At 58.6% G+C, this 1,284-nt stretch carries 1 protein-coding gene; it reads right to left on the reverse strand.

Annotation, left to right across the window (positions count from 1 at the left end; translation table 11 throughout):
• Positions 1-61 precede the first annotated feature (61 nt).
• A protein-coding gene (locus IB272_RS34435) for an IS3 family transposase (protein ID WP_192445889.1) occupies positions 62-1,200 on the reverse strand; the annotation gives its coding sequence in 2 pieces (ribosomal slippage) (positions 62-942 and positions 942-1,200; 1,140 coding nt in all).
• Positions 1,201-1,284: the final 84 nt, after the last annotated feature.

The raw sequence follows: 1,284 nt of genomic DNA on the forward strand, positions 1-1,284 counted from the left end.
AGAGCTGGCTCGGTTTGTCTGAACAGTTTCGGGCGTTTTGCTAAGTGGATTTCCGCCTCGATTATGCTGCCGCCATCATCGGTGTCAGCGCGTTGAAGTAAGCCTGATCCGGCGTCTGCCGGTCAAGGGATGAATGTGGGCGTCGGGTGTTGTAAAAGGACAGATATCGAGCGATGCCAACGCGGGCCTCGGACACGGTTTTGTAGGCGTGGAGGTAGACCTCCTCGTATTTGATCGACCGCCAGAGCCGCTCGACGAAGACATTGTCCCGCCACGCGCCCTTGCCGTCCATCGAGATGGCGATCTCAGCCTTCTTCAGCACGGCAGTGAAGTCGACGGAGGTGAACTGCGAGCCCTGATCCGTATTGAAGATGTCGGGCTTTCCATACCGAGCAAGTGCTTCCTCGACCGCTTCGATGCAAAAGGCCGTCTCCATCGTGATCGACAGCCGCCACGACAGAACCCTCCGGCTGAACCAGTCCACGACAGCGCAGAGATAGACAAAGCCGCGCGCCATCGGAATATAGGTCAGGTCCATCGCCCAGACCTGATTGGGCCTGGTGACCGCCAGCTTTCGCAGGAGATAGGGATAGACCTTGTGACCTGGTGCCGGTTTCGAGGTGTTCGGGCGACGGTAGATCGCCTCGATGCCCATCTTCTTCATCAGCGTGGCGACGTGCAACCGTCCCGCTTGCAGTCCTTCCGCCTTCAAAAGCCCTTGCAACATCCGGCTCCCGGCAAACGGGTAGTCGAGATGTAGTTCGTCGATCCGGCGCATCAACGCCAGATCGCCGTCCGACACTGGACGCGGAGAATAATAGACGCTGCCACGACTGAAGCCGAGAAGCTTCGCCTGGCGCACGACCGACAGTCTGTGCGTGCGGTCGATCATTTCTTTCCGCCCAGCAATCCCGCCTTGCCGAGCGCACCGGACAAAAAATCGTTCTCCAGCGTCAGCTCGCCGATCTTGGCGTGTAGTGTTTTGACATCGACTGTGGGTGTCGTCGGTTCTGTCTTGGCTTCATCGCCGAAAACGCCCGTCGCCCCCTCAAGGAGCTGGTCTTTCCACTGCTTGATCTGATTGGCGTGCACGTCGAACTGCTGGGACAGTTCCACCAGCGTCTGTTCGCCTCTGATCGCGGCAAGCGCCACTTTCGCCTTGAAAGCCGGGCTGTGGTTCCGGCGCGGTCGTCTCGTCATGGTCTCTCCTGTTTCCGGCATCTATGCCAAAGTCAGGCAGAAATTCCACTTATCCCCGCTGTTCAAATTTCCCGAGCCAGCTCT

It is taken from the genome of Ensifer sp. ENS08 (assembly GCF_014852195.1).
Taxonomy (GTDB): domain Bacteria; phylum Pseudomonadota; class Alphaproteobacteria; order Rhizobiales; family Rhizobiaceae; genus Ensifer; species Ensifer adhaerens.